The sequence below is a fragment of the Tsukamurella paurometabola genome (assembly GCF_900631615.1).
Classification (GTDB): Bacteria; Actinomycetota; Actinomycetes; order Mycobacteriales; family Mycobacteriaceae; genus Tsukamurella; species Tsukamurella paurometabola_A.
Genome location: NZ_LR131273.1, coordinates 2,829,911 through 2,853,794, shown reverse-complemented (window position 1 = coordinate 2,853,794; position 23,884 = coordinate 2,829,911). Strand labels below are relative to the sequence as shown.

Sequence of the window (23,884 nt, the reverse complement as noted above, 5' to 3'; positions counted from 1 at the left end):
ACGTCTCCCCGACCGGCGTTTTGCTTACCTGATTACAGCATGCAGCTGACGCAGCCCTCGACCTCGGTGCCCTCGAGCGCCATCTGCCGCAGGCGGATGTAGTAGAGCGTCTTGATGCCCTTGCGCCACGCGTAGATCTGCGCCCGGTTCACGTCGCGGGTGGTGGCGGTGTCCTTGAAGAACAGCGTCAGCGACAGGCCCTGGTCCACGTGCTGCGTGGCGGCGGCGTAGGTGTCGATGATCTTCTCGTAGCCGATCTCGTACGCGTCCTGGTAGTAGTCCAGGTTGTCGTTGTCCATGTACGGCGCCGGGTAGTACACGCGGCCGATCTTGCCCTCCTTGCGGATCTCGATCTTCGCCGCGACGGGGTGGATCGAGCTCGTGGAGTGGTTGATGTAGCTGATCGAGCCGGTGGGCGGCACCGCCTGCAGGTTCTGGTTGTACAGGCCGTACTGCTGCACGTCGGCCTTGAGGGCACGCCAGTCGTCCTGCGTGGGAATGTGGATCTCCGAGTCCGCGAACAACTGGGCCACCTTGGCCGTGGCGGGCTTCCACTCCTGCTCGGTGTACTTGTCGAAGAACTCGCCCGACGCGTACTTGCTGTTCTCGAAGCCGCCGAACGACTGGCCGCGCTCGCGCGCGATCCGGTTCGACGCGCGGATCGCGTGGAACAGCACCGTGTAGAAGTAGATGTTCGTGAAGTCGACGCCCTCGTCGGAGCCGTAGAAGACCCGCTCGCGCGCGAGGTAGCCGTGCAGGTTCATCTGCCCGAGGCCGATCGCGTGGGAGAGGTTGTTGCCCTTCTCGATCGACGGCACGGAGCGGATGTCGGTCTGGTCCGAGACGGCGGTGAGGCCGCGGATCGCGGTCTCGATGGTGGCGCCGAAGTCGGGGCTGTCCATCGTCTTCGCGATGTTCAGCGAGCCCAGGTTGCAGGAGATGTCCTTGCCGATCTCCGCGTAGGACAGGTCGTCGTTGTAGGTCGACGGCGTGGAGACCTGCAGGATCTCGCTGCACAGGTTGGAATGCGTGATCTTGCCCGCGATCGGGTTCGCCCGGTTCACGGTGTCCTCGTACATGATGTACGGGTAGCCGGACTCGAACTGCAGCTCGGCGAGGGTCTGGAAGAACTCGCGCGCGTTGATCTTGGTCTTGCGGATCCGCGAGTCGTCGACCATCTCGTGGTACTTCTCGGTGACGTTGACGTCCGCGAAGGGCACGCCGTAGACCCGCTCCACGTCGTACGGCGAGAACAGGTACATGTCGTCGTTGTTCTTCGCGAGCTCGAAGGTGATGTCGGGGATCACCACGCCCAGCGAGAGGGTCTTGATGCGGATCTTCTCGTCCGCGTTCTCCCGCTTGGTGTCGAGGAAGCGGTAGATGTCCGGGTGGTGCGCGTGCAGGTACACCGCGCCGGCGCCCTGGCGCGCCCCCAGCTGATTGGCGTAGCTGAACGAGTCCTCGAGCAGCTTCATGATGGGGATGACGCCCGAGCTCTGGTTCTCGATCTTCTTGATCGGCGCGCCGTGCTCGCGGATGTTCGACAGCAGCAGGGCCACGCCGCCGCCGCGCTTGGACAGCTGCAGCGCCGAGTTGATCGACCGGCCGATCGACTCCATGTTGTCCTCGATGCGCAGCAGGAAGCAGGAGACCGGCTCGCCGCGCTGCTTCTTGCCCGAGTTGAGGAACGTGGGAGTGGCCGGCTGGAACCGGCCCGCGAGGATCTCGTCCACCAGGCTGACGGCGAGCTTCTCGTCACCGTCGGCCAGCGTGAGCGCCACCATGCACACCCGGTCCTCGAAGCGCTCCAGGTAGCGCTTGCCGTCGAAGGTCTTCAGCGTGTAGCTGGTGTAGTACTTGAACGCACCCAGGAACGTGGGGAACCGGAACTTCTTCGCGTACGCCCCGTCGAACAGGGTCTTGACGAACTCGCGGCTGTACTTGTCCAGAACCTCGGGCTCGTAGTAGTTCTCCTCGACGAGGTAGTCGAGCTTCTCGTCCAGGTTGTGGAAGAAGACCGTGTTCTGGTTGACGTGCTGCAGGAAGTACTGCCGCGCGGCCTCGCGGTCCTTGTCGAACTGGATGCGCCCGTCCTTGTCGTACAGGTTCAGCATCGCGTTCAGGGCATGGAAGTCCAGTTCGCTGTGGCCGGGGCCGCCGTGGACGCCGGACTGGCTCGCGGAGGGGACGAGGTCTTCCTGGGTTGCGGTCATGAGCGCGCGCTTTCCTTGAGGTCGTTGCGTGTGAAGAAGTCGACGAGCCCGCTGCGGACGCGCTCGACGTCCTCGGTGGTGCCCATCAGCTCGAAGCGGTACAGGTACGGGACCCGGCATTTGCGGGAGATGATGTTGCCCGCATAGCAGAACTCTTCGCCGAAGTTGGTGTTCCCCGCCGCGATCACGGCGCGGATCAGGGAGCGGTTGTGCTGGTCGTTGAGGAACCGGATCACCTGTTTGGGGACGTATCCCCCGCCGGAGACCGCGGTGGCCTGCTTCCCACCGCCGTACGTGGGGGTGATCAGGACGAAGGGCTCGTCGACGGTGAGCGGCTCCGCCGCCCGCGTCACCGGGATGCGCACGGCGCGCATGCCCAGCTTCTTCACGAATCGGTGCGTGTTCTCCGACACCGACGAGAAGTAGACGACGAGCGGCGTGGCCATCGCTACGCCGTGGCGGCGACGGCGGCGAGCGCCTTGACCCGGTCCGGGCGGAAGCCCGACCAGTGCGCATCGCCGGCGACGACGACGGGGGCCTGCAGGTAGCCGAGGGCCATCACGTAGTCCCGGGCGTCCGCGTCCTCGGTGATGTCCACCACGCGGTACTCGAGGCCGGCCTTGTCGAGCGCCTTGTACGTGGCGTTGCACTGCACGCAGGCGGGCTTGGTGTAGACGGTGATCTCGACCTGGCTCATTGGACGGCTCCCCTTCGCTGGACGGTCCCGGAGACTGCTCGGAACCCGATTATCGACCTACGGACTGACAAGTTTTCTCGCCACGTTTACCTGCGTGAACTCGGTCGGCCCGCGGACCCCTCGAGCGACGCCCTCATGCCTCCCGGACGGCCATCCGGCCCGTCCGCTCGCGCAGTGGACTGAACACTACACCTAGTGGTGGCCCCGGGGAAGCGACACAACCACTTGCGAACAACATTCGTGGAATTACCAGCTCGCAAGACGACCTTCCGGGCGTTTTTCATCGTGAATCCCCAGGACACGCCGAGGATCGACGACACGCCGAACCGACACGCCCGGGACCGTTGGATACCCCTCCGCCGCGCCCCGGGGGGACAACCGCGACCCGCCTACCGGACGGGCGCGACGAGACGCTCGAGGAGGTCGCCGGCGCGCTGCGCGACGGCGTCGTGCTCGCGCACCGACTTGCCGTCGAGGCCCGCGATGGGGAACTCCTCGACGAGCCCCTCGGGCACCTCGCCGCCGGCGATGGTCACGGCGCGCTCGGCGTCGGCCAGGGTGGTGTCCAGACGGTGCCCGACGCCCGCCAGGGCGACCCGCTTGCCCGACAGCGCGCTCGCGCCGTAGGGGCGCGAGCCCCAGTCGATGACGTTCTTGAGCACGGCACTGAGGGTGCCGTTGTTGGGCGGGGCGAGCAGCAGCAGCGCGTCCGCCGCCGCGATCCGGTCGCGCAGCGCGGCGGCGGTGGCCGGAGCGGCGTCGCCGTCGATGTCCTCGTTGTAGAAGGGCACGTCCGCGATGCCCTCGGCGATCTCCACCCGCACCCCCTCGGGCGCGTTGGCGACGGCGACCTCCGCCAGTTCCCGGTTGAGCGAGCTGCTCCGCAGCGACCCGACGACGGCGAGCACGGTGATGTCCGACATGGTCCTCAGTTCTCCTGACGTTCTCCGCACGACCCACCCGGGCCGCATCCGCACAAGCTAACGGACTTCAGTCCGGATTTCTTCCCCGGGATCATGGTGAGTCGAAAACCCGCACGGTAGGCTCCATCCGATGACCGGACCACTCCTGCCCCTGGCGCAGCCGCAGAACGAGCCGCGGCGCGATGCGGCCCGCAACCGCGAACTGCTCATCGACGCGGCGCAGCGCCTGTTCGCCGAGCACGGCGTCGATGCGGTGAGCATGGACGCGGTGGCGCAGGCGGCCGGCGTGGGCAAGGGCACCGTCTTCCGGCGCTTCGGCTCGCGCGCCGGACTGCTGCAGGCCCTCCTCGACCACGACGAGACCGAGCTGCAGCAGCGGTTCATGTTCGGACCACCCCCGCTGGGCCCGGGCGGCGACCCGGTGCACCGCCTCACCGAGTACGGCAAGGCCCGGATGCACCTGATCGCCCGCCACGGCGACCTGCTGCGCGGCGCCGAGCAGGCCGCGCGCGACCCGTACGACGAGCCGCCGTGGCGCGTCTCCGCGATGACCGTGCGGTCGATGCTCGTCGATGCGGGCCGCACGGCGAACACCGAGGTGTGGGCCGCGGCGCTGATGGCGACGCTCAGCCCGGCGTGGGTACTCCACCAGCTGGCCTCGGGCGTCTCGCAGGACGAGCTCGAGGCCGTATGGGCGGAGCATGTGCGGCTACTGGCCGCGCTCTGAGATCTTCGCCAGGTACGCGAATCGGTCGTTGGCGACGCGCATCGCGATCTCGTAGGGCAGCGCGAACTTCCGCTTCCAGAAGTAGCCGAACCGCGTGTCGAACGACGTGTACACGATGAACCGGTTGTGCAGCACCCCGTCGATGATGGCCTGCGCCGCCTTCTCCGCGGTGACCTTCGGGAAGGCGTCGATGCCCTTGTTCACCTTCGGGTTCGACCGGTCCACACCGTTGATCTCCACGGTCTTCACCAGGCCCGTCTCCACGGCGCCGGGCACCACCACGGACACCCCGATCCCGTGCCGCCGCAGGTCGTAGCGGAGTACCTCGGAGACGCCGACGAGGCCGAACTTCGCCGCCGAGTAGGCGGCGTGCCAGGGCAGCGCGATCAGGCCCGCGGTGGAGGAGACGTTGACCAACTGGCCGCCCCGTCCCGCCGCGATCATCGGCGGGACGAAGGTCTCGATCACGTGGATCGGCCCCATGAGGTTCACGTCCACGGTCTTGCGCCACTGCTCGTGCGTCAGGTTCTCGACGGTGCCCCAGACGGCGATGCCCGCGACGTTCATCACCACGTCGAGTGATCCGGCGGCGGCGTGCACCTCGTCGGCGAAGGCGCGTACGGCGTCGTAGTCGGACACGTCGAAGGCCCTGGACGCGATGACCTTCGCGCCCAGGGCCGTGACGTGGCGCACCACGGCGTCGAGCTGTTCGGCGTTGATGTCGGTCAACACCAGCTCGGCGTCGTGCGCCGCGAGGAGATTCGCGGTAGCGCGGCCGATCCCGCTGGCCGCGCCGGTGACGAGGACCTTCTTCCCCTTCAGGTCCTTGATCGGCGGGGCCATGTGGACGAGCCGGGCGATATCGCGGAGTGCCATATCAGCCAGCTTGCCAGATCGGGCCGCGCTACCGCTTCCCGCCGGGGCGTGACGTCCCCGGCGGAAGTCGGTGCAGCGTGGTGCTACTTGGGCAGGATCGCGCCGGCGCTCAGGATCGCCTTGAGGATCTCCTGGGCGGCGGCGGGTCCCTGCGCGGCCTGCAGCGAGTTGAAGGCCTGCGGGCTCGAGATCAGGGTGTTGACGAGCTGCTGCCCCTGCGAGCTGGTGAGGAACTCGGCGGCCTTGGGCCCCATCTCGAAGAGCGTGTTCACACCGATCGGCTGGGCCTGCCCCGGGATCGAGATCGTCGGGAGCTGCGGCAGCGCGACCTGGCCCAGGCCCGGCACGTTCACCGAGGTGCCCTGCGGCGCGGTCGCCGCCGGGGCGGTGGCCTGCGGTGCCGTGGTGCCCGCCTGCGGCGCGCCACCCTGCAGCATCGGCACACCGGAGACGATCGGGGAGGTCCCCGTGCCGGTGCTCGGGGTGACGGGCGCGGCCGCGGCGGGGGCGCCCGGCACGGCCGGGACGATGGGCGTCTGCGCCGGCCCGGTCGGGGCCGTGGCAGCCGGAGCGGCCGGAGCCGCCGCCGCGGGAGCCGCCGGCGTCGCCGCCGGGGCGGTCGCCGCGGGAGCGGCGGGGGTCGCCGGAGCCGCGGGCGTCACCGGCACGGCGGGGTCGACCTGCGGCGCGACGGGCTGCGCCACGACCGGCTGCTCGACGACGCCGCCGGGCTTGACCTTGCCCGTCAGTTGCTGGATCACGCCGTTGGTCAGAACGGACGCGTACTGGGCCTGGCCCTCGCGGGAGGTCAGCAGCGCAGCGTCGTCCGCGTTCGCGAGGTTGCCGAGGTTCGCGTAGACGAGCGGGATGTTCACCAGGGAGGCGAGAGCGTTCGTCGTCTTCGCGATACCGTCCTGGCCGCCCAGGTACTGGGCGGGAACGAAGCCGCCGGCCCGGGTGGCGTCCCGGATCACCGTGGTCGCGGGGTCGCTGACCGCGCGCTGCGCGGTCACCTTGGCGTCGGTCGCGCCCGGGGCGGGCGTCTCGAGCAGGAAGCCGCGCTGGGTGGCCTCCTGGACGGCGCTGTTGATGCTCACGGCGAGGTCTGCACCGGACTTGTTGGCCGCGGTCGCGCGCTGGTCGACGCATCCGCCGAAGCCGGCGTCGTCCGCACGGGACAGGATGACCTTGGCGCCCTGGGTCTTGAGCGCCGCCTCGACCATCTTGGCCACGGCGAAGTTGATGGAGTGGTCGGGGGTGCCGTTGGAGGCGATCGCCACCGGGTTGACGCAGGGCACCTGGCCACCGCGGCCATCGGCCACCTTGCGGGCCTGCTCGACGGCCGACGCGACGGAGGAGCCGGCGTCGAGGAACACGGTCTTGCCGGACAGCGGCTGAGCCGGTGCGGCGGGGGCGGGGTCGGCGGACGCGAGGCCGGGCGCGCCGAACAGCGCGACGGCCGCGGTCGCAAGCGAACCTGCGAGGACACGGGTCTTCTTCATGGGCAGCTGGGCGCCGGGGAAGTGGCGCCGCTCTCCTTCCAAGTCTCTTGTGCAACTTTCGTCACATCAGTCACACGAGAAACAGTCAACCATCAATTGAGACTTTAGGAAAATCCCGTCGATGATCGTTACCGGATCGTTATCGGATTCGGACGTCGATCAGTCCTCGAGGATCGCCGAATCACTCTGTGCCGCAGCGGAGTACCGGAGCAACGAGAGGACCGCCCGCGGGTCGGCGGGCGCGTCCGGCGCCGCCAGGCACCCCTCGACCTCGGCCCGGACGGCCTCCTCGTCGAGTCCGATCCCCAGGAAGACCAGCACCGTCGCCGCCCCGTCTCGCCGGCCCCGCTCGGGGGCCGTACGCACGTGCCTGCCGACAGCGTGCACCTCGAGCCGGGTGCCGTCCGCGACGGTGACGAAGCCCTTCGTCCGGAACACGCCGCGCGGCGGGTCCGCGAGCAGGGCGGCGGTCGCCCGGGCGTCGAGGAGCCCCGTCTCGACGGTGACCGCGGCGTAGTCCTCGTGCAGGTGCCGGTGCGGCTCGCCGCCGTCGTCGTGTTCGTGCTGATGCTGGTGGTCGTGCTCGCGGAGCGCCTCGTCGAGGGTGAGCTGGCGCGGGGACTCCCGGCGCTCCGCCGCGCGGCGTGCGAGTACCTCCGCGTCGATGAGCAGCTCCACCGGCACGACGGCGTCGACGGTCCCCACCACCGGCGCCGACGGGGCGTGCTCGCGCACCAGCGTTCGCGCGGCCCCCGGGTCGTCGGTGAGGTCGATCTTGTTGAGGACCACGAGGTCGGCGAGCGCGAGGTGGTGCCGCAGCGAGGGATGGCGCTCCATAGTGCCGGCGAGGTGCGCCGCGTCCGCGACGTACACGAGCCCGCCGTAGTCGATCCGCGGATCCTGGGCGAGCACCACCCGCCGCACCATCGCCGCCGGCTCGGCGAGACCGGACGCCTCGACCACCAGGAGGTCGAGGTCGCGCGCGGCGAGCGTGCCCAGGACGTCCTCGAGTTCGTCGTCGTCGACGGTGCAGCACACGCACCCGTTGCTCAGCGAAACGGTCCGCACCGATCCGCCGCCCGCCGCGCTCGAGACCAGCATCGCGTCGATGTTCACCGCGCCGAAGTCGTTGACCACCACCCCGATCCGCGCGTCTCCCGCGCCCGCCAGCAGGTGGTTGAGCAGCGTCGACTTGCCCGCCCCGAGGTAGCCCGCCACCACCACGACGGGGACGGGACGAGGGCTCATGTGGCCGCCGCGGGCGCACAGTCGGAGCACACCACCGCCAGCTCCCGGTCCTGCGGCGGCGCCAGGTTCGCGACGTTCGAGGTCGGCGTGCCACACGCGGTGCACCGCCCGATCCGCTTCGCCGCATCGGAGAAGTCGATGCGCATCCGCCGGTCGAAGACGTACATCGATCCCTCCCAGAGACCGCGGTCGCCGAACCGCTCGCCGTAGCGCGCGATCCCACCGTCGAGCTGGTAGACCTCGCCGAAGCCGCGATTGCGCATCAGCGCGCTGAGCACCTCACAACGCACCCCTCCGGTGCAGTAGGTGATCACCGGGCGGTCCTTCAGGTGGTCGTACTCCCCCGCGTCGAGCAGGGCCACGAAGTCGCGGGTCGTCCGCGCCGGCGGTACCACGGCGCCCGCGAACCGGCCGATCTCCGCCTCGATGGCGTTGCGGCCGTCGAAGAAGACGGCGTCGGGCTTCGCGGCGACCAGGGCGTGCACCTCGTCGGGCGTCAGGTGCACCCCGCCGCCCCGGATGCCGTCCTCGTCCACCTCCAGCTCGTCGGGAACACCGAACGTGACGATCTCGTCGCGCACCTTCACCGAGAGTTTCGGGAAGTCCTCGGCGGAGCCGTCGGACCACTTCACGTCCGCGCGCTTGAAGGGCGGGTACTCGCGCACGGCGCGCACGTACCGCTTGACCGCCCGGATCTCGCCGCCGACGGTGACGTTGATCCCGTGCCGGGACACGATGATCCGGCCGCGCAGATCGTTCGCCTCACACAGCGCCCGCTGCCACAGCCGGATCGCCTCCGGATCGGCCAGCGGGGCGAACACGTAGAACAGCACGACCTTGCCCATGACGGCTCCATTCTATCGGTGCCGCCTTGCGCTCAGCCTGCGTCCAACGGTTCCGGTGGCACCTCCGCTCCCCTTCAATGGCCCCCATGCCTTTTCGCCTCCCCCGCCGCGCCGCGGCATTCGCCGCCGCCCTCGTCGCGGCGCTCGGCGTCACCGCGTGCGCGCCGTCGTCGGGGCCCGCGTACGACCCGTCCGCGCCGATCGCCGACGAGGTCCCGGCCGGCACCGTCATCACCGTCGCCGACCAGCAGTCCATCCTCAAGACGATGCTCACCGCGTCCGGGGAGGCCGCCAAGCTCGGGTTCGGCGTGAAGTTCGCGGACTTCGCGGGCGGCCCCGCGATCCTCGAGTCCTTCCGGGCCGACGCGACGCAGGTCGCGATCGTCGCCGACGTGCCGCCGATCCACGCGCAGATCGCACGCTTCCCGAGCCCGATCATCAAGGCGTGGCAGCTCGATCGCGGCGGCGTCTCGACCGTCGCGCGACCGGGCGTGCCGCTGCGCACCCCCGCCGACCTGCGCGGACGCAAGATCGGCTACGCCGAGGGCACCGCGCACCAGGCCATGGTGCTGCGCCTGCTCCGTGCCGCGGGCCTGTCCAAGCACGACGTCCAGCTGGTCCCGCTGCAACTCACCGAGGTGGGTGAGGCCCTCGGCGCCGGCCAGATCGACATCGCCCCGCTCATGGAGCCGATCAGCACCAAGTACCGGCTCGCGCATCCCGACGCCCAGGTGCTGCCCGACCGGATCTCCCAGGCCGCCCAGTCCGGTCTCATGTTCCTGTACTCACCGCAGGCCGCTCTGGCGGATCCCGCGCGCGCCGCCGCCCTCAAGCGTCTCTCCGCCGCGATCGACCGCGCCCGCGCCTGGGTCGACGCCGACAAGAACCGCTGGGTCGACACCTATTACGCGGGTGCGCTGAAGATCCCCGCGGCCGTCGGCCGCATCGCCTACGACGGCCAGGGCAGCTGGCGCTCCGTGCCGCTCGACCCGGCGCTCGTCGCGCGCCAGCAGGACACCATCGACACCCTCGCCGCCTTCGGCGAGATCCCCGGCGGCCGCATCTCCGCCGACGGTTCCGTCGACTTCCGGTTCGACACCCACCCCGCAACGTAAGGGCCTCCCGTGACCTCTCCCCCCACCGGCCGCCTCGGTAGCGGCCTCGCCCACGACTCCGCCCCCGAGCAGCGCCCCGGTGCCCTCGACCCCGACCACGAGTTGCTGCCCCGCACGTCGACGCGACGCGCCCTGGTCGATTCCCGCCCGATCGGCGCGTGGATCCTCGCCGGCCCCGCGCTCGTCGTCGCGCTGTGGGCCGCGGGATCCGCGACCGGGATCATCCCGGACACCGTCCTGTCCGCGCCGTGGACCGTCGCGCACACCGCGTGGAACCTCGCCGTCGACGGCTCCCTGTGGTCGAACATCTGGGCCTCCGCACAGCGCGCGATCGTCGGTGGCGTCCTCGGCGTGAGCCTCGCCGTCGTGCTGGCACTCCTGTCCGGTCTCACCCGGCCGGGCGAGGCGCTCATCGACGGCACCGTGACCGTGTACCGCGCGATCCCCGCGCTCGCGCTGCTGCCACTGTTCATCGTCTGGTTCGGCATCGGCGAGGAGATGAAGATCGTCCTCATCACCCTCGCTGTGGCGACGCCGGTCTACCTCAACACCCACGCGGGCCTGCGCGGGATCGACCGGAAGTACGTGGAGCTCGCGGAGACCGTCGGCCTGAGCCGCGCGAAGTTCGTGCGGTACATCGCGATCCCCGGGGCCCTGCCCGGCTTCTTCACGGGCCTGCGGCTCGGGGCGACCGTGGCGTGGCTCGCCCTGGTCGTCGTCGAGCAGGTCGGCGCGTCCGACGGCATCGGCTACCTCATGTACAAGGCCCGTCTGTACGGCCTCACCGACGTCATCGTCGTGGGCCTGGCCGTCTACGCACTCCTCGGCTTCACCACCGACCTCCTCGTCCGCTTCTCCGCACGAAAGGCCCTGTCATGGCAGAGCACCCTGGCCCACTGAGCACCACCGCCACCCCGGAGGCCCGCGACCACAGGCCGGTGATCGAGGCGCGGAACCTGGTGCGCGGCTTCGACGGCCGGGCAGTGCTGCGCGGCATCGACCTCACCATCCGCCGCGGCGAGTTCGTGGCGCTGCTCGGGCGGTCCGGCTCCGGCAAGTCGACCTTGCTGCGCGCCATCGCCGGCCTCGACGACGGCGTCCCCGGATCCGGTGTGCTCGAGGTCGATCCGCGGCGCGCCGTGGTCTTCCAGGACTCCCGCCTGCTCCCCTGGTCGCGCGTTCTCGACAACGTCATCCTCGGCCTGGGCGGCGCCGACGCCAAGGACGTGGGCCGCGAGCTCCTGCGCGAGGTGGAACTGGAAGAGCGCGAGAAGGCCTGGCCGCGCGAGCTCTCCGGCGGGCAACAGCAGCGCGTCGCCCTGGCGCGCAGCCTCGTCCGCGAGCCCGCCGTGCTCCTCGCCGACGAGCCCTTCGGCGCACTCGACGCCCTGACCAAGCTCAAGATGCACGACCTGCTCCGCCGCCTCGTCGCACGCCACCGCCCCGGGGTCCTGCTCATCACGCACGACGTCGACGAGGCCATCGCGCTCGCCGACCGGATCCTCGTGCTCGACCACGGCATCCTGTCCGTGGACGTCACCCTCGCCGACGGTGCCGGGCGCCGGCCCGGCGAGCCCGGGTTCGCGGAGCTGCGCGGGTCGCTGCTCGACGCGCTGGGCGTGGAGCAGGAACCGGCGGTGGCCGCCACCGCATGACCATCCCCGATCACGCCCGCGGGTACGACGGCTTCGCCGGACGGATCGGCCGCTCCGAGGCGGAGTCCGAACCGGCCTGGCCGACCGAGGTGCGGGCCCGGCCCGGCGCGCCGAACATCATCGTCGTCCTCGTCGATGACATGGGCTTCTCCGACATCGGGCCGTACGGCTCGGAGATCCCGACCCCGCACCTCGACGCGCTGGCCGCCCGCGGCATCGTCTCCACCAATCACCACACCACGCCCGTGTGCTCGCCGGCCCGCGCCGCCCTGCTCACCGGGCTCAACCCACACCGCGCGGGCTACGGATCGGTCGCCAACTCCGACCCGGGATTCCCGAACCTGCGCCTGAGCCTCGCCGACGACGTGCTCACCCTGCCCGAGATCCTCCGCGGCTCCGGCTACGCCACGTACGCCGTCGGCAAGTGGCATCTCGCGAAGGACTCGCGGCTCGGCCCCGACGCCGATCGCTCGTCCTGGCCGCTCCAGCGCGGCTTCGATCACTACTACGGCTCCCTGGAGGGACTCAACTCCTTCTTCCACCCGAACCAGCTGGTGCGCGACAACACCGTCGACCCGGTGACCGAGTACCCGGAGGGCTTCTACGTCACCGATGCGCTCACCGACACCGCGGTCTCATGGATCAAGGACCTGCGCGCGCACGACGCGAACAAGCCCTTCTTCCTGTACTTCGCGCACATCGCGATGCACGGCCCGCTGCAGGTCAAGGACGAAGATCTGCCCCGCGGGGACCTCGACTACGCCCGCGGCTGGGACGCCGTGCGCGAGCGGCGGTTCGCGCGGCAGCAGGAACTCGGTCTGTTCGGCCCCGACGTCCGCCCGGCGCGCCGCAACAGCGAGCCCGGCTACGACGTGCCGCCGTGGGACGAGCTGGATCCCGAGCGGCAGCGACGGTTCGCGCGGTACATGCAGGTGTACGCGGCGATGGTGCGCACCGTCGACGACAGCCTGGGCCGGCTGTTACGGACCGTCGAGCAACTGGGCGAGCTGGACAACACGATCGTCGTCTTCACCTCGGACAACGGCGGCACCGCCGAGGGCGGTCCCGAGGGCACCCGCAGCTACTTCGCCGAGTTCGTGAAGTTCGCCGACGGCGTGGGCCCCGACGGCTGGGAGGGCGACGTCGACCACCCGGAGGAGCTGATCGGCACCGCACGCCTCGGTGTGCACTACCCGCGCGGCTGGGGGCAGGTGTCCAACACGCCCTTCCGGTTCTACAAGGGCCAGACCTTCGCGGGCGGCGTGCGCGTGCCGTTCGTCCTGTCCTGGCCCGCGGGCCTTCCGGATGCACGGGGCGTGCGCGAGCAGTTCTCGTTCGTCACCGACGTGGCGCCCACCCTGCTGGACCTGGCCGGTGTACCGACGCCGACGCGGCGGCACGGCCGCCCCGCCCAGGAACGCGACGGTGTCTCGCAGCGCGCCGCGTGGTCGAACCCGACCGCGCCGTCGGCCCGCACGCGCCAGTACTCGGAGTTCCGCGGGCACCGCGGCTACTACCGCGACGGCTGGAAGCTGCTCAGTCTGCACGGCCGCGGCGACGATCCGCTCGTCCCGCGTTGGCAGCTCTTCGACAACCGGACCGACCCGGCGGAGACCACCGACCTCGCCGAGCACCACCCCGGCCTCGTCGCCGAACTGGCCGCCGAGTGGGAACACGAGGCCTGGCGCAATACGGTCTTCCCCATCGTGATCGACGGAACCACGCGCAATCCCGCGGAGAGGCGTCTCGCCGAGCCCGTGCGGCTGCTCCCCGGCACGCCCGTGCTCGAACGCTACCGGTCGGCGAAACTCGTACAGTACCGGGACTTCCGCGTCGACATCGACGTCGAGTTCGCTGACGGCGCCGAGGGCGTGCTCGTCGCGCACGGCGACGCTCTGGGCGGCTACCTCGTCTACGTCGAGGACGGAGCGGCCGTCGTCGGCTACAACGCCTACGGCCGGTACGCGGAGGCCCGCTCGGGTCCCGTCGAGCCGGGCCGGCGCACCGTCTCCCTGACGGCGACGGTGCGCCCCGACCTGCGCTGGGATCTCGCGATCGCCGTCGACGGCGCCGAGGCCGCCACGCTCCCGGACCGCGTCCAGCTCATCGGCATGGCGCCGTGGACCGGGATCTCCGTCGGCCTGGACGCGCGCGGGCCGGTCGCGTGGGAGCTGCGCGAGCGCCGCGGGACCTTTCCGTACTCCGGTGCGCTGCATGCGGTCACGTACACGCCGGGGCCCGTCGGCGTCCCGTCGGGCGCCATCGACCGCCTGCAGCAGGAGGCCGAGGAGGAGGCGGATTGAGCGGATTGCGCCCGCGCTGAACGCAACCCTGGCCCCGTCGGCCCGGATCGGGTGAGCTGGATGCACCACGCACGCAACGCACTCCGGAGGCAGCCATGACCGCAACGCTCGACCACAGCACCGTCGCACCCGAGATCACCGTGACCAGGTTGGGCGAACACATCGGCGCGGTCGTGCACGGGGTCCGGCTGGGCGGCGACATCGACGACGCGACCGCGGACAGGATCCTCGACCTGCTCGCCGAGCACGAGGTGATCTTCTTCCGCGATCAGCACCACCTCGACGACGCCGGTCAGCACGCCTTCGCCGCGCGCCTGGGCGTGCCGACGACCCCGCACCCGACGGTCCGGTCGGACTCGGATCTGCTGCCCATCGAGGGCGCGGCGAACAGCTGGCACACCGACGTCTCCTTCGTCGACCGCGTGCCCAAGGCGTCGATCCTGCGGCCCGTCGAACTGCCGCCGCACGGCGGGAACACGACGTGGGCGTCCACGACGCGCGCCTACGACCGGCTGCCGGAGCCGCTGAAGGCGCTCGCGGAGAGCCTGCGCGCCATCCACACCAACGACTACGACTACGCCGGCCACAACGCCACGTACCAGCGCGCCGAGTACCACAAGGAGTTCATCCGGATCGTCTTCGAGGCGGAGCACCCGGTGGTGCGCGTACACCCGGAGACGGGCCGGCGCTCGCTGCTGCTGGGGCACTTCGTGAAGTCCTTTGCAGGCCTGAGCAGCCACGACTCGGCGCCGATCCTCGCGCTGCTGCAGCGGCGGATCGAGAACCCGGACAACACCGTCCGCTGGGCGTGGCAACCGGGCGACGTGGCCATCTGGGACAACCGCTCCACGCAGCACTTCGGCATCAACGACTACGGCGATCACAAGCGCCTGCTCCGTCGCGTGACGCTCGCCGGCGACCTGCCCGTCGGCGTCGACGGTCGCGAGGGCGTGGCGCGCAAGGGCGACGCCTCGGACTACGCGCCCGTGACTCCCGCCCGCTCACGCGGCTGATCGAGCCAGGCCCGTACCTGGTCGTAGACGGCGTCGGACTGCAGCAGCGTGAAATGATGCGCCTTGCCCAGGTGCAGTCCGGCGTCGTCGGTGAACCCGATCCGCCGGGCCCTGCCGCGACCGGCAGCACTCGTGGGGAGTACGAGCCCGTCGCCGAGGAGGCGGCCGAGCGGGTGCCGGGCGTCGCGGGTGAAGGTCGCCGCGACGAAGTAGTGGTCGGCCCCCGACGGCAACGGCACCTCCGCCGCGGCGGCGCGTCCGAGCGCGTCGGCGTCGCGGCCGCGCCAGTCCTCGTCCACGATCGATCCGCCGCGCAGGTCCCGGATCCCGGCGCTCCGGCGCCGCAACAGCCGGCCGAACGGGGCCGTCTCGGGCACCGCGACGAGCGCCGCGCTGCCGTAATGCGCGGCCTGCTCCAACGGGGCGCCCAGGTGCGGCGTCCCCAGGCTGACGGTGGCCGACACCGCGGCGGGCCAGGCCAGCCCCCGCTCCTGCGCCTGATGCGCCGCGCTGCGGGCCACGAGGCCGCCCATGGAGTGGCCGATGAGCACGAGATCGGTGACGGCGACCGGCCAGGCGGCGACGAGCCGCTCCAGCAGGTCCGCGAGATCGCGTCCGTTGGCGCTGATGTGGCGGCCGCTGTTGTAGCGCACGTAGACCGGTGTGACTCCGAGGTCGACGGCCAGCCGCACGCCGTAGTCGTCGGCCGCCAGGCCGCCGACACCCCAGGCGTGCTCCGTCTCGGTGAGCCCGTGCAGGAGTACCACCAGGCGGCCCGTCGCGCCGTCGAAGACGTCGGCCGGATCCAGCCGGCCGGGCGGCACCGGATCGTCACCCAGGTGCACGATCGCTCCGTCGACGCGGACCGTCACCGGGTCGACGGCCAGCGGTGAGCCCTGGTCCTCCAGCTCGTCGCCGATGAGCCCGAGCACGGCGCCGATGAGCGTCGCCCCGCGCACCGTCTCCGACGGCGGCCGCTCCCCCGGCCAGTCGGCGCCGGCGGCGGCCACCCGCCCGATGGTGCGCGCGACGGTGCTGATCGTCGCGTAGACCCCGTCGGCGATGCCGTCGTGCAGCGCGCGGACCGGCGCCACCGCGGCCCCTACCCCCAGGCGCACGGAGCGGAAGACCCGATCGGAGATGGCCCGGTGCACGCCGTGAATCCCGTCCGCGGCGCCCGCGACTTCACTGCAGCCCAGCTCAGCGAGAGCGCGCACCTCGGCACGACGACGGTCTTCGAGAACACTCACAACATTCGAGTGTACGAGTGTGCACTCGAACTGTCCAGGTGGGCGCCGTCGTCAGGCGCGGCACTCCCAGCCGGCGGCGACCCAGTCGGCGGCCGGCATGCAGTTGCGGCCGTCGAGGAGCACGGGGTTGCGCACGACCGCGCCCACCACGACCGGATCCAGCTCGCGGAACTGGGTCCACTCGGTGAGCACCAGCACCACATCGGCGCCCTCGCAGGCCTCGAGCGCGGTGGTCGCGTAGTCCAGCGTCGGGAAGACGCGGCGCGAGTTGTCCATGGCCTCGGGGTCGTACACCGAGACCGCGGCGCCCTGCAGCTGGATCTGGCCCGCGATGTTCAGCGCCGGTGAGTCACGGACGTCGTCGGAGTCCGGCTTGAAGGCGGCGCCGAGCACGGCCACCTTGGCGCCGAGCAGCGAGCCGCCACAGGCCTCGCGGGCCAGGTCCACCATGCGGGTGCGGCGGCTCATGTTGATCGCGTCGACCTCGCGGAGCAGGCCGTGCATGTGGCCGGCGCCGAGCTCGCCGGAGCGGGCCATGAAGGCGCGGATGTCCTTGGGCAGGCAGCCGCCGCCGAAGCCGATGCCGGCACCGAGGAACTTGCGGCCGATGCGGGAGTCCACACCGATCGCGTCGGCGAGGGCGACCACGTCGGCACCCGCGGCCTCACAGACCTCCGCGACGGCGTTGATGAACGAGATCTTGGTGGCGAGGAAGGCGTTCGCGGAGATCTTCACCAACTCGGCGGTGGCGGTATCGGTGACGAAGAACGGGGTCTCGCGAGCGAGGATCTCCGCGTAGATCTCCCGCGCCGCCTCCTCGGCGCGACCACCGGGTTCGACGCCGATCACGAGGCGGTCGGGCTCGAGGGTGTCCTTGACGGCGTGGCCCTCGCGGAGGAACTCCGGGTTCCAGGCGAATTCGACGTTCACGCCGGCCGGCACCAGCTCTGCGGCGCGGGCCCGCAGCAGGTCCGTGGTGCCGACGGGGACCGTCGACTTGCCGAGGATCACGGCGTCGCGGCGCAGGTGCGGCACGAGGGAGTCGACCACGGAGTTCACGTACGTCATGTCGGCGGCGAACTCGCCCTTGCGCTGCGGCGTGCCGACCGCGATGAAGTGCACGTCGCCGAACGCGCCGGCCTCCTCGTAGGAATCCGTGAAGCGCAGTCGGCCGGCCTCGAGGTTCCGCTTGAGCACGGCGGGCAGTCCCGGCTCGTGGAAGGGCACCTTGCCCTCCGACAGCGCGGCGATCTTGCTGAGGTTGACGTCCACGCCGAGCACCTCGTGGCCCAGCTCAGCCATGCACGCCGCGTGCGTGGCTCCCAGGTACCCCGTACCCAGCACTGTGATCTTCATGCGCCGAAAGTAGGTCGGGGCCACCGCGACACGGAAGGGCTGCACGCCGGAGTTGGGCAAGGGTTACGCGGAGATTCACGAGGGCGCCCGCCGGGATCCCCGGCGTTCGCCTCGGAGTGGTCTCGGGTTCGCCTCGGCGTTACTGGGGCGAGTCGGCGGAATCGTCCGCTTCCGGCTCCGCGGGACGCGACGCGGGCGCACTCGGGCGCGGCGGCGCAGCGGTCGGGCCCGAAGGGGCACCGTCGTATGTGGAGGTGCCGCGGCGGGACTCCCGCCCCTCGCGCCCCTTGAGGATGCGCTTGGGCAGACGGTTGACGAGATCGCTCATCGGATTCACCGCCGCGGTCATGAGGGCGACGGCCTCATTGAGTTCCGCGACGACGTCGGGGAGCTGGGAGACGGCGTCCAGCGTGCCGCCGGGGGCGATGGCGCGCTCGATCGCGCCCTCCTGGCCGAGGAGCTGGTCGACGATGCCGCCGTCGGCGATGGCGCGGTCGATGACCCCGTTGGGCTCGGTGAGCTTGTCGATCAGGCCGTCCTGGCCGGTGAGCTTGTCGAGGACGCCGTCCTTGGCGGCCAGCTTGTCCAGCACCCCGCCCTTCTCGGTGAGCTTGTCGAGCACGCCGTCCTTGGACATCAGCTTCTCGAGCACGCCGTCGGGCGCGGTGAGCTTGTCGATGACGCCACCTTCGGAGGTGAGTCGCTCGAGCACGCCCTCGGACTCCGTGATCTGGTCGACCACGCCGCCGGGGCGGGTGAGCCGGTCCAGGGGCCCGCCCTCGGTGGTCAGGCGGGTGACGGGGCTGTCCTCCTTGGTCGCCTGGTCCAGGAGGCCGCCGGGGGCGGTGAGTTTCTCGAGCATGCCACCGGGTTCGGTGAGCCGGTCGACGACGCCGCCGGGCTTGAGCACCCGATCGAGCGGCCCGCCGCGGGAGAGGATGATGCCGACGGGACGATCGGGTTCGAGCAGCTGCGCGAGGCGCTGTAGCAGCTGCATCGGGGTCACGGAGCTGATCTCGGCGTCGACGTGCAGCGCGTTGCTCACCTCCGACTCGACGTTCTGGACGGCGAATCGGGTGACGGCGACGCCGCCCTCGACCGCCGACATGGCGGCGTCGGCGGTGGAGAAGACGACGCGCAGCGGTGTGGTGACGATGCCCTTGAGGTCCATAGCCGCCCATCGTAGGGGGCACAGTGAGAGGATCAGCGCCGAATCCACTCATTGTGCGTACCTAGGTGGGGCGGCGGACCGCCTCGACGGTCGCCGTCCAGCCCGCGGCGCCGTGTCCCAGGGCGATCGCGCGCCGCGCCATCGCGTCGACGCCCAGCAACACCGCGACGTCGAGCCCGTGCGCCGCGGCGGCGTGCAGCACGTGCTCCACCCCGGCGGCATCCATGACCAGGTTGTCCGCGTCGCCCGGGTACGTCCCCGCGTCGATGTCGGCCGCCATCGCCGGGATCAGGGAGGTGAGCAGCCCGCCGTTGCCGAGCAGGTGGGGCGCGAGGTCCGCGGCGGCGATCCCCTCCGCCCGCGCCAACGCGAAGGCGTGCACGAGCCCTGCCATGCTCGTCCAGAAGTAGTCGAGCACGGCGACGTCGTACGCCGCCGGCAGGGCGTGGTCCTCGCCGAGGTAGGTGGTGGCGCCGCCGAGGGAGCGCAGCGTGCTCTCGTGTCGCTCGAACGCGGACCGGGGACCGCCGTAGAGGACCAGCGCGTCGTCGGCGCCCACCATCGGCACGTTGACGACGATCGTTCCGTCCAGGTAGTCAATGCCCTCGTCGGCGGCCCACGCGGCGGCCTCGCGAGCGCGCTGCGGGACGTCGGAGCTCAGGTCCGCGAGCACTCGCCCGCGCAGGTCCGCCGCGAGCGGGCGGAGCACGTCCCGGGACGCCGCCTGGTCGAGGAGGCACACGACCACGAGGCCGGACGCGCGGACGGCCTCGGCGGCGGTGGCGGCCTCCCGCGCGCCGCGCGCGACGAGGCGATCGGCCTTACCCGGGCTCCGGTTCCACACGGTGACGCGGTGGCCGCCGTTGACGAAGGCGGTGGCGATCGCGTGCCCCATGGCGCCGAGGCCGAGGACCGTGACGGTCGCCGGCGCCTCGGGCCCGGTCATGCGACGGCCTCCGCGGCCTCATCGCCGCCGGCTTCTGGGCGGCGCAGGCTCTCGTAGATTCGAGCCATCCCCTCGTCGCCGAAACCGAGGGCGACCTGCTCGGCGATGAGCGCCTGGACGGCCCGGATGGTCGACGAGTTCGCGCCCGCCTGGTCGCTGGCGCGGATGATGTCGGACAGGTCCGAGAAGTGCAGGCTCTGCTGGCCCGGCACCGTGTAGTCCCCGCCGTCGATGACCGCGGCGTCACCGGCGAAGTGGGGCACCATCGCGGCGACGAACGGGACGGCTCGGGCGGCGAAGTCGGTCGCCCGCACACCCGCCGACGCCACCATCGCGGCGCCGTGGAGCAGGCCGGCGAACATCTGATACATCGCAGCGAGCATCGCGAGGTCGATGAGGGACGCGGCGCCGGGATCGGCACCGTCGTAGACGATCTCGGCCCATGCCTCGAGGACCGGGCGGCTCCGCTCGTGCACGGCGGACGGCCCGCTGACGAACAGCTGCGCACCGGGCGCGCCGATCATCGGCGGCGTCGCGAGGATCGCCCCGTTGAGGTAGTCGATTCCGTGCGCCGCGGCCCAGGCGCCGAGTTCGCGGGCCTCGTCGGGTGTCGTGGTGGTGAGGTCGACCAGGGTGCGGCCACGGAGCTCCTCCGCGACGGGATCGAGGGTCTCGCGCACCGAGGCGTAACGCAGCAGGCAGGTGACGATCAGCTCACTGCGGCGGACCGCCTCGGCGACGGTGCCGGCGCGGTGCGCGCCGCGCTCGACGAGTCCCGCACCCCGGTCGGGGCCGCGGTTCCACACCGTGGGGATGTGGCCGCGGTCCAGTAGGGCGGCAGCGAGGGCGCTCCCCATGGCTCCCAGCCCGAGGATCGAGACGGCCCGTGGTTCGTGTGCTGTTGCGGTCTGCGGTGTCATGCCTCGATCATCGATGGCAACGGTCCGTTCCGTAAGTACCCACTAATTACTGGGGTACTTACCTTCTGGTGAGTGAGGTGGTCATGGCGAGATCGACACGATCGGGCCCGTACATCTGCGGCATCGACGCCGCACTGGACGTGGTGAGCGGGAAGTGGAAGGGCCTGATCCTGTGGGAGCTGGAGACCCACGGCGTCCGGCGGTTCGCGGAGCTGCGGCGCGGACTGCCCGGCGTGAGCGAGAAGATGCTCACCCAGCACCTGCGGGAGATGGAGGAGGACGGGCTGGTGACGCGCGAGGTGTACGCGCAGGTGCCACCGAAGGTCGAGTACTCACTGACCGCGTCCGGCGCGGCGCTCAACGCGGCACTCGCGCCACTCGGAGCCTGGGGGCGCGATCGCCTGCGGCGCGAGCAGCTCGAGACGGTGCCGCCCGCGCACCCCGGGAAAGCGTCGGAGAAACTTGACACGTCGGGGATCTCCGACATAACCTCGACGCCGTGACCACCGAGCCGGAGAGCACCGATCGCGTCTTCCTCGCGCTCGCCAATCCCGTTCGCCGCGAACTGCTCCGGATCCTCGCCGAGGGGCCGCTCGCCGCGGGCGAGCTCAGCGAGCGGTTCACGCTGAGCCGCCCGGCCGTGGCGGAGCACCTCAAGGTGCTCCGCGACGCGGGACTCGTCGCGGACTCCCCCGAGGGCCGCCGCCGGATCTACCGGCTCACGGCGGAGCCGCTGGCGGACCTCGGCGAGTGGTTGCACCCGTTCGAGAAGTTCTGGCGCGCACGGCTCTCCGCGCTCGCCGACGTCGCAGAGGAGTTGTGAATGGCCGCCATCACACTGGATCAGTTCGTCGCCGCCGCCCCGGCCGCCGTGTGGCGCGCGCTCACCGAGCCGGAACTGCTTCGGCGGTGGTGGGCCGAGGGCGACATCGGGGCGGAGGTCGGCCACGAGTTCACCCTGGACATGCCGGGCTTCGGCCCGCAGCCGTGCCGCGTGCTCGAATCCGTCGCCCCCGAGCGCTTCGTCTACACCTTCACCAGCCAGTGGACACTCGCGTGGACGCTGCGCCCCGAGGGGCGCGGCACGCGCGTCTTCCTGGAGCACAGCGGATTCGACCTGGACGACAAGCGCATGGCCGCCGCCTTCGAACGCATGGGCCCCGGCTGGCGCGACGTGGTGCTGCCGCGCCTCGCGGACGCCGCCGCCGCACTCTGACCCGCGCCCGTCTGCCATGATCGGCTCGTGACCGAGCGCACCGTCCTCGCCGACCCCGTCAACGCCGCACTCTCCGGCCCGCACGCGCGGTTCCGGCTGTCCGCGGGCCGGATCCAGCGGTACCACCCCGACGTGTCCGTGTTCTACGGGCACCCGCGAGCGCTCACCGACGAGGACTACGCCGACGTCGCCCGCCTGACCGGAACGGATGGGACCGCACTCCTGCGCGACCGTGCGACACCACTCCCGGCGGGGTGGTCCGTGGTGGAGACGATCGGCCTGGTGCAGTACGACGGCGCCAGCGTGGAGACCGCGCCCGCCCCGGAGGCCGTGCGGCTCACCGTCGCCGACGTGCCCGAGATGGCGGCGCTCGTCGAGCGGACCAAGCCCGGGCCGTTCCTGCCGCGCACCATCGAGCTGGGCACGTATCTCGGCATCCGGGACGGCGACGGAGCACTCATCGCGATGGCCGGCGAGCGCATGCATCCGCAGGGGTGGACCGAGATCAGCGCGGTGTGCACCGCTCCCGAGGCGCGCGGGCGGGGTTTGGCCTCCCGGCTGATCCGCGCCGTCGCCCACGGCATCCGCGAGCGCGGCGACGTCCCGTTCCTGCACACCTCGGACGACAACCCCGCGCAGAAGCTCTACGACGCGATGGGTTTCCACCACACGAGCACGGTGCCGCTCGAAGTCGTCCGCGTCCCGTCGCGCTAGCCGGCAGGGGCGGCGTCGGCGGGGCGGTCCGCTCCGAGCCGGACCGCAGCGGTGCACGCGGCGATCAGCAGCACGACGAGCAACGCGCCGATGCCGAAGGCCTCCCAGTCGAAGGGGCCGGCAGCCGCACCGTCGGCCTGCTTGCGCGCGGAGCCCGACAGGAAGGGCACGACGAGCAGGACGCCGATCCCGGCGACGGCCTCGGCCGCGACGACCTTCGGGAAGTGGTGCAGGGCCAGCCGGACGACGGTGCCCTCGTCGCCGGCCAGGCGCGCCCGCCGGATCGCGGGGATGAGCACGCGCACGTTGTAGACGCCCGCGGCGACCATGCCGACCACCAGGGCCAGCTTGATCAGCAGGTACCGGCCGTACGGCGTGGTGACGAACTGCGCGAACGATCCGACGTGCACCCAGGTGAGCCACAGGCCGCTGACGCCGACCGCGATGACCGCGCCCATCGCCCACGCGCTGAACCGCACCCACATGCGCTCGAAGGCGCCGGCACCGTCGGCCCCGGAGCGCCGCGCCCGCAGGCCGGCCGCCACGAGCACGAACAGCCCGCCGAGCCAGACGACACACGCGAGGATGTGCACCAGCTTGAGCACGCGGTTGGCGGCGGCGTCCATGCCCAGCACCGCGGTCGTGAGACTGGGCGCCGACGCGGCGAGCACCACGACCGCGAAGCCGACTCCCGCCGTGGCCGCCGCGGCCCGGCCCCGCAACCGCCACACAGCCAGCAGGAGCGCGACCGCGAGAGCGAAGAGACCGAGCTGCACGGTCGCCATCGCAGCGGCGGAGATCCACGCCCCCTTCTCCTTCGGCAGATCCAGGTACGCACCGAACCGGCCCGGCGAGAGCGCCTCGGCGAAGGACACACCCAGCTTGCTCCGAGCGATCCGCCCCGCGTACTGCGCATAGGCGGCGATCACCGTGAACGCCGCGACGTACGGAACGAGACCACGCAGGGCGCGGTCGGCCGCACCGCCGCGCGCCGTGGCGGGCAGGAGGAAGGCCAGTGCGAGGAACAGCCCGCCCGCGAGGGCCAGCGCGCCGAAGAACCCGGCCTGGCTCAGAATGCGCCAGAGCGGGGGCGCGGCGGGAGCCGCCGCGGCAACTTGGTAGGTAAGGCTCGTCATAGTTGAGTGAGACTAGCCTTACCCAGCCGGTGTGACCAATCGGACAAAACCCTCTTTA

The 23,884-nt window shown here is 71.2% G+C and carries 24 protein-coding genes; 10 read left to right on the top strand and 14 right to left on the bottom strand.

Annotation, left to right across the window (positions count from 1 at the left end):
- Positions 1–32 precede the first annotated feature (32 nt).
- The 4 genes from nrdE to ELY19_RS14250 all read right to left on the bottom strand — a co-directional run bounded on the left by nrdE (position 33) and on the right by ELY19_RS14250 (position 3,833).
- On the bottom strand, positions 33–2,213 hold the full coding sequence (gene nrdE / locus ELY19_RS14265; protein WP_126196800.1) for a class 1b ribonucleoside-diphosphate reductase subunit alpha: 2,181 nt from the start codon (positions 2,211–2,213) through the stop codon (positions 33–35).
- Complete coding sequence (gene nrdI, locus ELY19_RS14260) at positions 2,210–2,659, bottom strand: class Ib ribonucleoside-diphosphate reductase assembly flavoprotein NrdI (RefSeq protein ID WP_126196799.1); 450 nt, start codon at positions 2,657–2,659, stop codon at positions 2,210–2,212. The genes nrdE and nrdI overlap by 4 nt, the downstream gene beginning before the upstream one ends.
- A 2-nt stretch (positions 2,660–2,661) precedes the next feature.
- A complete protein-coding gene (gene nrdH, locus ELY19_RS14255) occupies positions 2,662–2,910 on the bottom strand; it encodes a glutaredoxin-like protein NrdH (protein WP_126196798.1) in 249 nt (82 codons plus the stop codon).
- A 389-nt stretch (positions 2,911–3,299) separates the two neighbouring features.
- Positions 3,300–3,833 carry an NAD(P)H-dependent oxidoreductase gene (locus tag ELY19_RS14250; RefSeq protein WP_126196797.1) on the bottom strand — a complete coding sequence of 178 codons (534 nt, stop codon included), beginning with the start codon at positions 3,831–3,833 and terminating at the stop codon, positions 3,300–3,302.
- Positions 3,834–3,963: 130 nt separating this feature from the next.
- Between ELY19_RS14250 and ELY19_RS14245 the strand changes: the two genes are divergently transcribed.
- On the top strand, positions 3,964–4,560 hold the full coding sequence (locus tag ELY19_RS14245; protein WP_126196796.1) for a TetR/AcrR family transcriptional regulator: 597 nt from the start codon (positions 3,964–3,966) through the stop codon (positions 4,558–4,560).
- Here the strand turns inward: ELY19_RS14245 and ELY19_RS14240 are convergent.
- The 4 genes from ELY19_RS14240 to trhO form a co-directional block, all read right to left on the bottom strand.
- The gene (locus ELY19_RS14240; protein WP_126196795.1) at positions 4,543–5,436 is read right to left on the bottom strand and encodes an SDR family oxidoreductase; all 894 of its coding nucleotides are present in this window, start codon (positions 5,434–5,436) and stop codon (positions 4,543–4,545) included. The genes ELY19_RS14245 and ELY19_RS14240 overlap by 18 nt on opposite strands.
- A gap of 83 nt (positions 5,437–5,519) precedes the next feature.
- Complete coding sequence (locus tag ELY19_RS14235; protein WP_126196794.1) at positions 5,520–6,938, bottom strand: N-acetylmuramoyl-L-alanine amidase family protein; 1,419 nt, start codon at positions 6,936–6,938, stop codon at positions 5,520–5,522.
- A gap of 159 nt (positions 6,939–7,097) precedes the next feature.
- Complete coding sequence (locus tag ELY19_RS14230) at positions 7,098–8,186, bottom strand: CobW family GTP-binding protein (protein ID WP_126196793.1); 1,089 nt, start codon at positions 8,184–8,186, stop codon at positions 7,098–7,100.
- Complete coding sequence (gene trhO / locus ELY19_RS14225) at positions 8,183–9,031, bottom strand: oxygen-dependent tRNA uridine(34) hydroxylase TrhO (RefSeq protein ID WP_126196792.1); 849 nt, start codon at positions 9,029–9,031, stop codon at positions 8,183–8,185. The genes ELY19_RS14230 and trhO overlap by 4 nt, the downstream gene beginning before the upstream one ends.
- An 86-nt stretch (positions 9,032–9,117) precedes the next feature.
- Here trhO and ELY19_RS14220 point away from each other — a divergent pair, with 86 nt between their 5' ends.
- The 5 genes from ELY19_RS14220 to ELY19_RS14200 all read left to right on the top strand — a co-directional run bounded on the left by ELY19_RS14220 (position 9,118) and on the right by ELY19_RS14200 (position 15,117).
- Positions 9,118–10,146, top strand: a complete 1,029-nt coding sequence (locus ELY19_RS14220) for an ABC transporter substrate-binding protein (RefSeq protein ID WP_126196791.1) — start codon at positions 9,118–9,120, stop codon at positions 10,144–10,146.
- Positions 10,147–10,155: 9 nt separating this feature from the next.
- The gene (locus tag ELY19_RS14215) at positions 10,156–11,046 is read left to right on the top strand and encodes an ABC transporter permease (protein ID WP_126196790.1); all 891 of its coding nucleotides are present in this window, start codon (positions 10,156–10,158) and stop codon (positions 11,044–11,046) included.
- The gene (locus ELY19_RS14210) at positions 11,022–11,801 is read left to right on the top strand and encodes an ABC transporter ATP-binding protein (protein WP_126196789.1); all 780 of its coding nucleotides are present in this window, start codon (positions 11,022–11,024) and stop codon (positions 11,799–11,801) included. The genes ELY19_RS14215 and ELY19_RS14210 overlap by 25 nt, the downstream gene beginning before the upstream one ends.
- Entirely contained in the window at positions 11,798–14,104 is a 2,307-nt protein-coding gene (locus ELY19_RS14205; protein WP_126196788.1) for an arylsulfatase, read from the top strand. The genes ELY19_RS14210 and ELY19_RS14205 overlap by 4 nt, the downstream gene beginning before the upstream one ends.
- Before the next feature lie 95 nt (positions 14,105–14,199).
- Entirely contained in the window at positions 14,200–15,117 is a 918-nt protein-coding gene (locus ELY19_RS14200; RefSeq protein WP_126196787.1) for a TauD/TfdA dioxygenase family protein, read from the top strand.
- Here the strand turns inward: ELY19_RS14200 and ELY19_RS14195 are convergent.
- From ELY19_RS14195 to ELY19_RS14175, 5 genes are all read right to left on the bottom strand, one after another.
- Positions 15,081–16,367, bottom strand: a complete 1,287-nt coding sequence (locus ELY19_RS14195) for an esterase/lipase family protein (RefSeq protein WP_126196786.1) — start codon at positions 16,365–16,367, stop codon at positions 15,081–15,083. The two genes, ELY19_RS14200 and ELY19_RS14195, sit on opposite strands and share 37 nt — an antisense overlap.
- 51 nt (positions 16,368–16,418) lie before the next feature.
- A complete protein-coding gene (locus ELY19_RS14190; RefSeq protein ID WP_126196785.1) occupies positions 16,419–17,723 on the bottom strand; it encodes a UDP-glucose dehydrogenase family protein in 1,305 nt (434 codons plus the stop codon).
- Between the two features lie 139 nt (positions 17,724–17,862).
- Positions 17,863–18,894: a hypothetical protein gene (locus ELY19_RS14185; protein WP_197715899.1), complete on the bottom strand. Its 1,032-nt coding sequence runs from the start codon at positions 18,892–18,894 to the stop codon at positions 17,863–17,865.
- A 61-nt stretch (positions 18,895–18,955) separates the two neighbouring features.
- On the bottom strand, positions 18,956–19,840 hold the full coding sequence (locus tag ELY19_RS14180) for an NAD(P)-dependent oxidoreductase (RefSeq protein ID WP_126196784.1): 885 nt from the start codon (positions 19,838–19,840) through the stop codon (positions 18,956–18,958).
- Entirely contained in the window at positions 19,837–20,760 is a 924-nt protein-coding gene (locus tag ELY19_RS14175) for an NAD(P)-dependent oxidoreductase (RefSeq protein ID WP_126196783.1), read from the bottom strand. The genes ELY19_RS14180 and ELY19_RS14175 overlap by 4 nt, the downstream gene beginning before the upstream one ends.
- A gap of 83 nt (positions 20,761–20,843) precedes the next feature.
- On the opposite strand from ELY19_RS14175, the gene ELY19_RS14170 reads away from it, so the two are divergent.
- The 4 genes from ELY19_RS14170 to ELY19_RS14155 are packed head-to-tail and all read left to right on the top strand — an operon-like array spanning position 20,844 to position 22,690.
- Positions 20,844–21,263 carry a winged helix-turn-helix transcriptional regulator gene (locus ELY19_RS14170; protein ID WP_126196782.1) on the top strand — a complete coding sequence of 140 codons (420 nt, stop codon included), beginning with the start codon at positions 20,844–20,846 and terminating at the stop codon, positions 21,261–21,263.
- On the top strand, positions 21,260–21,583 hold the full coding sequence (locus tag ELY19_RS14165) for an ArsR/SmtB family transcription factor (RefSeq protein WP_126196781.1): 324 nt from the start codon (positions 21,260–21,262) through the stop codon (positions 21,581–21,583). Before ELY19_RS14170 ends, ELY19_RS14165 begins: the two co-directional genes overlap by 4 nt.
- The gene (locus ELY19_RS14160) at positions 21,584–21,976 is read left to right on the top strand and encodes an SRPBCC family protein (RefSeq protein WP_126196780.1); all 393 of its coding nucleotides are present in this window, start codon (positions 21,584–21,586) and stop codon (positions 21,974–21,976) included.
- A gap of 27 nt (positions 21,977–22,003) precedes the next feature.
- Positions 22,004–22,690 carry a GNAT family N-acetyltransferase gene (locus ELY19_RS14155; RefSeq protein WP_126196779.1) on the top strand — a complete coding sequence of 229 codons (687 nt, stop codon included), beginning with the start codon at positions 22,004–22,006 and terminating at the stop codon, positions 22,688–22,690.
- Here ELY19_RS14155 and ELY19_RS14150 read toward each other — a convergent pair.
- Positions 22,687–23,826, bottom strand: a complete 1,140-nt coding sequence (locus tag ELY19_RS14150; RefSeq protein ID WP_126196778.1) for a CopD family protein — start codon at positions 23,824–23,826, stop codon at positions 22,687–22,689. The genes ELY19_RS14155 and ELY19_RS14150 overlap by 4 nt on opposite strands.
- Positions 23,827–23,884 lie beyond the last annotated feature (58 nt).

Bases quoted from the DNA above. Each gene is read 5' to 3' on its own strand.
- nrdE (WP_126196800.1), bottom strand. From the start codon at position 2,213: ATGACCGCAACCCAGGAAGACCTCGTCCCCTCCGCGAGCCAGTCCGGC.
- nrdI (WP_126196799.1), bottom strand. From the start codon at position 2,659: ATGGCCACGCCGCTCGTCGTCTACTTCTCGTCGGTGTCGGAGAACACG.
- nrdH (WP_126196798.1), bottom strand. From the start codon at position 2,910: ATGAGCCAGGTCGAGATCACCGTCTACACCAAGCCCGCCTGCGTGCAG.
- ELY19_RS14250 (WP_126196797.1), bottom strand. From the start codon at position 3,833: ATGTCGGACATCACCGTGCTCGCCGTCGTCGGGTCGCTGCGGAGCAGC.
- ELY19_RS14245 (WP_126196796.1), top strand. From the start codon at position 3,964: ATGACCGGACCACTCCTGCCCCTGGCGCAGCCGCAGAACGAGCCGCGG.
- ELY19_RS14240 (WP_126196795.1), bottom strand. From the start codon at position 5,436: ATGGCACTCCGCGATATCGCCCGGCTCGTCCACATGGCCCCGCCGATC.
- ELY19_RS14235 (WP_126196794.1), bottom strand. From the start codon at position 6,938: ATGAAGAAGACCCGTGTCCTCGCAGGTTCGCTTGCGACCGCGGCCGTC.
- ELY19_RS14230 (WP_126196793.1), bottom strand. From the start codon at position 8,186: ATGAGCCCTCGTCCCGTCCCCGTCGTGGTGGTGGCGGGCTACCTCGGG.
- trhO (WP_126196792.1), bottom strand. From the start codon at position 9,031: ATGGGCAAGGTCGTGCTGTTCTACGTGTTCGCCCCGCTGGCCGATCCG.
- ELY19_RS14220 (WP_126196791.1), top strand. From the start codon at position 9,118: ATGCCTTTTCGCCTCCCCCGCCGCGCCGCGGCATTCGCCGCCGCCCTC.
- ELY19_RS14210 (WP_126196789.1), top strand. From the start codon at position 11,022: ATGGCAGAGCACCCTGGCCCACTGAGCACCACCGCCACCCCGGAGGCC.
- ELY19_RS14205 (WP_126196788.1), top strand. From the start codon at position 11,798: ATGACCATCCCCGATCACGCCCGCGGGTACGACGGCTTCGCCGGACGG.
- ELY19_RS14200 (WP_126196787.1), top strand. From the start codon at position 14,200: ATGACCGCAACGCTCGACCACAGCACCGTCGCACCCGAGATCACCGTG.
- ELY19_RS14190 (WP_126196785.1), bottom strand. From the start codon at position 17,723: ATGAAGATCACAGTGCTGGGTACGGGGTACCTGGGAGCCACGCACGCG.
- ELY19_RS14185 (WP_197715899.1), bottom strand. From the start codon at position 18,894: ATGGACCTCAAGGGCATCGTCACCACACCGCTGCGCGTCGTCTTCTCC.
- ELY19_RS14180 (WP_126196784.1), bottom strand. From the start codon at position 19,840: ATGACCGGGCCCGAGGCGCCGGCGACCGTCACGGTCCTCGGCCTCGGC.
- ELY19_RS14175 (WP_126196783.1), bottom strand. From the start codon at position 20,760: ATGACACCGCAGACCGCAACAGCACACGAACCACGGGCCGTCTCGATC.
- ELY19_RS14170 (WP_126196782.1), top strand. From the start codon at position 20,844: ATGGCGAGATCGACACGATCGGGCCCGTACATCTGCGGCATCGACGCC.
- ELY19_RS14160 (WP_126196780.1), top strand. From the start codon at position 21,584: ATGGCCGCCATCACACTGGATCAGTTCGTCGCCGCCGCCCCGGCCGCC.
- ELY19_RS14150 (WP_126196778.1), bottom strand. From the start codon at position 23,826: ATGACGAGCCTTACCTACCAAGTTGCCGCGGCGGCTCCCGCCGCGCCC.